Consider the following 6,399-nt stretch of genomic DNA (forward strand, 5'->3'; position numbering starts at 1 on the left):
GCCGTGGGGTGGGCGGCGGCGAGCAGGCAGACGGTCGCGAGGGCGACCAGCGCCCGGCGCAGACTCTTCACGGTCATGCGGCGGCCCCTATCCGTCTGCCGCCGGATCCATGCCCGGAAGCCCGGCGAACCACCCCAGGGGAGGGAGGCGGTCATACCGGTGGCCTCCGCCCACGAGCTGCCAGGACGAGGACGTAAGGTGCCGACCATCCGAACCGCCGCTGCGGACACGCCGTCCGCCCGGCCCACCACCCTGCTGACCAACCGCATGCTGCTGGCCGGGCTGGTCGGCCTCACCGTCCTCGCCGTGCTGCTGGGGGCGTTCGCCGACGAGGAGTGGCGCCTCGTGCCGTTCCTGGTCTTCCTTCCCGCCTTCACCGCCGGGATCGGGTCGGTCCGTCAGACGAGCATCGCCGCCGTGTGGGTGGTGCTCGCCGAGAGCGCCGCGCTGCTGCACCGGCCGCTGCCGACGACGGCGGCCAACGTCGCGATGCTCTCGTTCTCCGTGGTCCTCGGCGCGCTCAGCGTCGTGGGCTGCGGTATCCGCATCCGGCAGCAGGAGGAGATCAACCGCCTGCGTTCGGTGTCCGCCGCGCTTCAGCGCCAGATGCTGCGTCCGCTGCCTGTCCGTCTCGGGGGCGTGACCGTGGACGGCGTCTACGAGCCGGTGGAGGAGGACAGCATGGTCGGCGGTGACGTCTACGAGGTGGTGGAGTCCCCGTTCGGCGTCCGGCTGCTCATCGCCGACGTGCAGGGCAAGGGGCTGCCCGCGCTGGGCGCGGCCTTCGCCGTGCTGGTGGCGTTCCGGGAGGCGGCCCAGCGGGAACGCGAACTGGCGGACGTCGCCGTCGCCCTGGACGAGGCCGTCGCGCGCTACAACGTCTACGCGAAGCAGCAGGAACGCGCGCCGGAACGGTTTGTCACCGCTCTCCTGCTGGGTTTCCCCGAGGGCCGGCCGGCCGAGGTGGTGAACTGCGGCCACATCCCGCCGTACGCGGTGCGCGGCGGGCGGGCGGAGCCGCTCCCACTGCGGGAGACGGGCCTGCCGCTGGGGCTGGGCGCGCTCGCGGACGAACCGCGCGTCGCGGAACCGCTGCCGTCGGCCGCCGACGCCACGCTGGTGCTGTGCACGGACGGCGTCACCGAGGCCCGCGGCCCGGACGGCACGTTCTACCCCCTGCACAGCCGCCTGCGGGAGCTGGCCGCGACCCCGGCCGATAGTCTGGCGGCGGCTCTCGACGACGACCTGCACGGTTTTGCCGGGGACCGGCTCCGCGACGACGTGGCCCTGCTCACGGTCCGCGCCGGCTGAGCGGCACGGAGGGCGGGAGCGGGGCCGCTGCCCGCCGGGGCGACACCGCACGGACGCGCCTGGGCCCCGGGCGCGGGGAGGCTCCGACATCGGGGCCCGTGGAACGGGGGCCCGATGCCGGGAAGGCGCTTCTGGGGACTCATCGTCCTGATGGAGACCGTGGCCTTCTGCACCGTGGGCTACCACCTCAACGGCGGTCGCCCGAGCCTCCCCTGGGGCCTCGCGGGCCTGGCCTGCGGGCTGGTCACGGTGCTGGTGCTGAGCCGGCGGCCTCGGGGGTAGAAGCGCCGCGGGGCGCGGCGGCCCCGCGCCCGGGGCCCGGCTCAGATGCGGCCGCGCGCCAGCCGGGTGAGGGGACCCGTGGGCGGCTTCGCCGTGGTGCGCCCGATCGCGAAGGCCGCGCCCGCGACGCCGGCGACTCCGGCCGCCGCTCCGGCGACAACGGCCTTCCTCGCCTTGACGACGGTCCAGGCCGTGGTGGCCACGGCGGTCGCGCGCTCGGCGTTGGCGGCCAGCGCCTGCTGTCCGCTCCGCAGCCCCGCGGCGGCCGCGCCGGCGACACCGCGGGCACTCTCACCGGCCGCGTCCGCGCTGTCCGCCGCCGAGTCCTTGGCGTCCTCGGCCGCCGACTGCGCCCGGGTGGCGGCCTCTTCGGCCCGCTCACGAGCCGCCCCGCCGGTCTTCTTGCTGGCGTCCTTCTTGCCGTCGGCGTCCTTCCTGTGCTCGTTCTTGTGCTCGTCGTCGGCCTGGCCCTTGCCGCGGGCGGATTCCTTGGCCTTCTTGTTCTGACTGTTCTGAGCGCTCATCGCGTCCTCCTTGTCGTGTGGTGTCGTGTGGTGTCGTGTGGTGTCGTGTGGTCGCGTGGTGTCGTGGTGCGGCGTGGCCTGCTCTCAGGCACCGTTGCGCGGGAGCAGGGAGCCGAGCGGTCCGAGGTCGAGGTTGAGGTCGTCCGTCGTCAGGTCGTAGCGGTCACACAGTTCTTCCATCCGTTCGTGCAGGATCATCAGGGTCATGCCGACCCGCTCCTCCTGCTCCTCGCTCAGGTCCCCGTGCTCGACCCGGTGCAGGGCGGTGCGTTCCATGAGCTGGCGCAGCAGTTCGACGATGGTCAGGACGAGTTTGACCAGGTCCCGTTCCACCGTGTCGGGGTCGGTCTGGAGCCGCTGGGCGGCGGCGGGGGAACGGCGGTCGGCCGGGCGTACGGGTTCGAGGCCGAAGGTGCCGGGCCGTAGGTCCTCGATCATCGTCTGTGCTCCTCGCCTCGTCTCGGGTGGCGGTTGTCAGGGGCTGCGGGTCGTCACCACGGCGCCGGCGCGTCACCGGTGACGGACCGGATGACCGCCCGCAGGTTGACGTGGACGAGGTCGACGTCGGCGATGGACAGGACCACGTCCCCGGTGAGGACGGCGCCGCCGTTCAGCAGGCGGTCGAGGAGGTCGATCAGGGAGGCGGGCGGGCCGGTGGCGGTGCCCCGACCGCCGATCGCCTCCCCGGTGACGCCGATGCTCACTGTTCGCCACCGCCCTCCGTGGTGGCGAACGAGTAGGGCGCCCACGGGCCGGTCACCTCGACGGTCACCTGCGGCGTCGCCTCGGTGAGGGCCGTCAGCTCGCGGCAGAACCGGTCCAGGTGCTCCACGGGGACGAGGTAGGCCTCGTTGGCCACGTTCACACCCGCAGTGGTGGCGAGTTGTCCCTGCTGGGGGCGGTGGACCACTCGGGAGAGTGACATGCCTGCCGCCAGCTCCGCCGCGCGGGCGGCGATGTCGGCCGCCGCCCGGTGCGCCTCGCGGCCGCCGCGCTGCTGCGCCTGGCGTTGCCGCAGGTAGGCGCGGCCGGCGCCGGCCGCCGGGCCAGGGCCCGACGGGACGGCCCCCACCTCGGCCGGGGCGGTCGCCAGTGGCACCGCGTGGACCTTCACCCCCAGCTCGACATGGTTGTCGAGCCGCTCCAGCAGGTTCCGGAAGTCCTCGGCCCGCCGGCCGAGCATGGCGCGTACCCGGGCGTCGTCGTGGTACACCGTCGCCAGCCGCATGGGGAGGATCGGCGGGGCCTCGCCGAACGCGCTGTCGACCACCGCGTGGTGGGCGCGGGCCAGGGACTCCAGGCGGGGCAGGTCGTCGAGTTGGTCGGCGAGCGCACGCTCGCCGAAGGTCTCCGTCGGGGCGGAGGAGACGAGGGCGCACAGTCCCGCCACGCCGACCGCGCGCACCGGCGCGCCGTCCACACCCCGCAGCCGGGGAGCCAGCGTCCGCAAGGCGGGGCCGTCGCGGCCGACCGCGTACACGTACGTCAGCTCACCCGCGGCGTGCTCCGGCGGTTCGGCGGGGGCTGGGGATGGAGTGGTCACCGTGTCTCCTCCCGGTCCTTCGGCGTTCCCTCCGCGGTGGTGTCCGACGCGGCGTCCGAGGGGGTTTCACCCATGGCGGGCGGCGCCTCGGCGGGCCCGTCGGACGAGCGCAGGCGGGCGATCTCGGCGCGCAGCCGCTCGTTCTCCTCGGCCAGGGTGTCGCGTCGGGTGTCCGGAGCGGACGGCCGTTGTGCGGGGCGGGCGCGCGAGGAGAGCGACGGGTCGTGCTCCCACCAGTCGATGCCCATCTCCTTGGCCTTGTCGACGGAGGCGACCAGCAGGCGGAGCCTGATGGTGAGCAGCTCGATGTCGAGCAGGTTGATCTGGATGTCCCCGGCGATGACAACGCCCTTGTCGAGCACCCTTTCGAGGATGTCGGCGAGGTTGGCCGACGAGCCGGGCTGTCCGTACGCCGGGGCGGCGCTCCGCTGGGGGCCCGGCATACGGCCGGCCAGTGAGTCCGGCACGGTTCTCATGCCTCCTCCCGTGGTCTGGTTCGTGGCGGCTTCCGGTCAGGAGCCGTGTCCGGCGTCGCGCCGGTACGCCTCGATCTCTTCGAGCCGGTCGAGCAGTTCGTCCTCGCGGCGGTCGAACTCGTCCTCCTCGATCCGTCCCTCGGTGAGCGCGCGTTCCAGCGCGGCGAGTTCGGCGCGGACCGGTGCCGGGTCGTAGTACTCGCGCTCGGCTGCGAGGACGACCTGGTCGAGCACCCAGGCGGTCCCCCGCACGGGAGCCAGCGGCAGGGTCAGGATGCCGGTGATGAGGCCCATGCCCGCACGTCACCTCCCTGTCGCGGTCGTTCCGTTTCCGTGACTGAGACGAAGCCGTGATGACTCAGACGAAGCTGTAGGGCGGGAGCGGGCCGGTCAGCGTGAAGGCGTACGCGTCCCCTCGCCGGTCTGCTTCCTGCCGCACAGCCGCCACGAAGGTGTCGGCGTCCGTGCGGGGCACGAGGAAGGACACGTTGAGGAACTGCTGGGGCCCGGGGTCGGCGAGGTGGCTGCGGGTGGCGGCCGGGGCGAGCCGGGAGGCCACCTCGTCCGCTTCCCTCTGGTGACGGGTTGTCACCTCGCGGGCGACCATCTCACCCAGGGCGACGCGCTTGTCGTGGTCGCCTTCGTCCGCGCGGGTCTGCTCGTTGAGCTGCCGGATCTCCGCGGAGTCGCTCACGACCTCCCGCAGCAGGTCCGCCTCGTCGCGGACCGCCTTGAGGTTGTACTCCACATGGCCGTCGAGTTCCGCCAGGCGCTCCCGGTAGACGTCGGCCTCCCGTCGCAGGGCGGCGACGACCTCGTCGTCGTCCGGCCCGACGAGTCCGAAGCGCATGGGCAGCGTGGCGCCGTCGCGCATGAGCGCCTCCAGGACGCCCTGGTGCGCCAGAACGTCGCGGCGCTTCGCGCGGAGCCCGGGCGGCGCGTCACCGGCGACCGCGGCGAGGCCGTCCGCGCGCAGGGCGCGCAGCGGGGTCGGCGGGTCTCCCACTCCGGTGAGGTCGTGGAGGGGCAACGGATGGTCGGCGCCGGTCACGGCGTAGACGTAGGTGGGCACGGCTACTCCTCGTCTCCCTTGGCCTTGCGGCCGCTGGCGGACTTGCGGGCGGAGCGCTTCTTCGGCTCCTCCTCGGCGTCGTCACGCTTTCCCTGTATCGAGTCGCTGATCGCCTCGACGGCTCCGCCCAGCACTCCCTTCGACTTTCCCTTGGCGCCGTTCTCGGTCATGTCGCCGACGATTTCGGTGAGCTGGCTGGGCGCCTTGCGTCCCGATTCGAGATCAAGTCGGTTGCAGGCTTCGGCGAACCGCAGATAGGTGTCGACGCTGGCGACCACGACCCGGACATCGATCTTGAGTATCTCGATGCCGACGAGGGAGACGCGGACAAACGCGTCGATCACCAGCCCCCGGTCCAGGATCAGTTCGAGAACGTCGTACAGATTTCCCGAACCGCTTCCGCCTGCCGTCGCGTTGCTCTGCTGGACGAGTGTCATGGGAACCCCTTCCGGTGGTTCTGTCTCCTCGGTCGACGGATTCAGCGACGGTCGATCTGGCCCCGGGCGTAGCGGCGCAGCCGCTCGTAGCCGACGAGCCGGCCCTCCGGGTCGAGCTGCACCCGGTAGGAGGCCATGACACTCATGGTGTCCGGGACCTTTTCGAGTTCGACCACTTCCACGTCCGCCGTCCAGCCTTCGTCGGCCGGTTTCACGGACGAGACAAATCCGGGCTCGCACCGCAGAAGGTCGGCGAGTTGTCCGGACGCTTGTCGCATCGCGGTGGTGACGTCCACGCGCTTTCCGTCTTCCTGTTTCCCGTTTGTGTTGTCCGTGGTGTCCACCCCTTCACCTGCCGTCGAGGAAGACCGCTTCGGCACGAACTTCCTTCTGGTGTGGTTCTGTTCGCCTGCCCATGCGAACCGGACGTATGCACGGGCGTTTTCCCGGATGCTCGCCCGACGCTCCGCTCTTGGTGGAACCGTGCGTGCTCCGGGGGCGGGGGGATGGTCCACTGGCCGTATGGACGGTGAGCGGACGGATTCCTCGGTGGACGCGCGGGGCTCCCGCCCCGAGCTGGTGACGTTCGGGCACGGCACCGCCGACCGGGCGGCGGTGGCCGGGTTGCTGCGGGAGGCGGGCGTGGCGGCGCTGGTGGACGTGCGGACGGCGCCCGGGAGCCGCCGGGATCCGGACCTGGCCCGGGAGCGGCTGGCCGAGTGGCTGCCGGAGGAGGGGGTGGACTCTGTCTCTT

General features: G+C 72.5%; 12 protein-coding genes. 3 read left to right on the plus strand and 9 right to left on the minus strand.

Going from position 1 to position 6,399, the window contains the following annotated elements; all coding sequences use genetic code 11:
* Positions 1 to 198: 198 nt before the first annotated feature.
* Positions 199 to 1,311, plus strand: a complete 1,113-nt coding sequence (locus GL263_RS29090; RefSeq protein WP_323379469.1) for a PP2C family protein-serine/threonine phosphatase — start codon at positions 199 to 201, stop codon at positions 1,309 to 1,311.
* A gap of 114 nt (positions 1,312 to 1,425) precedes the next feature.
* Positions 1,426 to 1,593, plus strand: coding sequence for a hypothetical protein (locus tag GL263_RS18970; RefSeq protein WP_182856925.1), 168 nt, complete (start codon positions 1,426 to 1,428; stop codon positions 1,591 to 1,593).
* Positions 1,594 to 1,634: 41 nt separating this feature from the next.
* On the opposite strand, the gene GL263_RS18975 is transcribed toward GL263_RS18970, so the two are convergent.
* The 9 genes from GL263_RS18975 to GL263_RS19015 all read right to left on the minus strand — a co-directional run bounded on the left by GL263_RS18975 (position 1,635) and on the right by GL263_RS19015 (position 6,025).
* Positions 1,635 to 2,117, minus strand: a complete 483-nt coding sequence (locus GL263_RS18975; RefSeq protein ID WP_182856926.1) for a hypothetical protein — start codon at positions 2,115 to 2,117, stop codon at positions 1,635 to 1,637.
* Between the two features lie 84 nt (positions 2,118 to 2,201).
* Positions 2,202 to 2,555: a gas vesicle protein K gene (locus GL263_RS18980; RefSeq protein WP_182856927.1), complete on the minus strand. Its 354-nt coding sequence runs from the start codon at positions 2,553 to 2,555 to the stop codon at positions 2,202 to 2,204.
* Positions 2,556 to 2,608: 53 nt separating this feature from the next.
* Positions 2,609 to 2,821: a gas vesicle protein gene (locus GL263_RS18985; RefSeq protein WP_438947976.1), complete on the minus strand. Its 213-nt coding sequence runs from the start codon at positions 2,819 to 2,821 to the stop codon at positions 2,609 to 2,611.
* On the minus strand, positions 2,818 to 3,660 hold the full coding sequence (locus GL263_RS18990; protein ID WP_182856928.1) for a GvpL/GvpF family gas vesicle protein: 843 nt from the start codon (positions 3,658 to 3,660) through the stop codon (positions 2,818 to 2,820). The genes GL263_RS18985 and GL263_RS18990 overlap by 4 nt, the downstream gene beginning before the upstream one ends.
* A complete protein-coding gene (locus GL263_RS18995; RefSeq protein ID WP_438947977.1) occupies positions 3,657 to 4,136 on the minus strand; it encodes a gas vesicle protein in 480 nt (159 codons plus the stop codon). Before GL263_RS18995 ends, GL263_RS18990 begins: the two co-directional genes overlap by 4 nt.
* 36 nt (positions 4,137 to 4,172) lie before the next feature.
* Positions 4,173 to 4,430 carry a gas vesicle protein GvpG gene (locus tag GL263_RS19000; protein WP_182856929.1) on the minus strand — a complete coding sequence of 86 codons (258 nt, stop codon included), beginning with the start codon at positions 4,428 to 4,430 and terminating at the stop codon, positions 4,173 to 4,175.
* A gap of 64 nt (positions 4,431 to 4,494) precedes the next feature.
* Positions 4,495 to 5,208 (minus strand): GvpL/GvpF family gas vesicle protein, encoded by a 714-nt coding sequence (locus GL263_RS19005; RefSeq protein ID WP_182856930.1) that lies wholly within the window; start codon positions 5,206 to 5,208, stop codon positions 4,495 to 4,497.
* A 2-nt stretch (positions 5,209 to 5,210) separates the two neighbouring features.
* Positions 5,211 to 5,645 carry a gas vesicle structural protein GvpA gene (locus tag GL263_RS19010; protein ID WP_182856931.1) on the minus strand — a complete coding sequence of 145 codons (435 nt, stop codon included), beginning with the start codon at positions 5,643 to 5,645 and terminating at the stop codon, positions 5,211 to 5,213.
* Positions 5,646 to 5,686: 41 nt separating this feature from the next.
* Positions 5,687 to 6,025 (minus strand): gas vesicle protein GvpO, encoded by a 339-nt coding sequence (locus GL263_RS19015; RefSeq protein WP_323379470.1) that lies wholly within the window; start codon positions 6,023 to 6,025, stop codon positions 5,687 to 5,689.
* A 142-nt stretch (positions 6,026 to 6,167) separates the two neighbouring features.
* Here GL263_RS19015 and GL263_RS19020 point away from each other — a divergent pair.
* The coding region (locus tag GL263_RS19020) for a DUF488 family protein (RefSeq protein WP_182856933.1) at positions 6,168 to 6,399 on the plus strand (232 nt) is incomplete at its 3' end.

The sequence above is a fragment of the Streptomyces durbertensis genome (assembly GCF_014156695.1).
GTDB classification, from domain to species: domain Bacteria; phylum Actinomycetota; class Actinomycetes; order Streptomycetales; family Streptomycetaceae; genus Streptomyces; species Streptomyces durbertensis.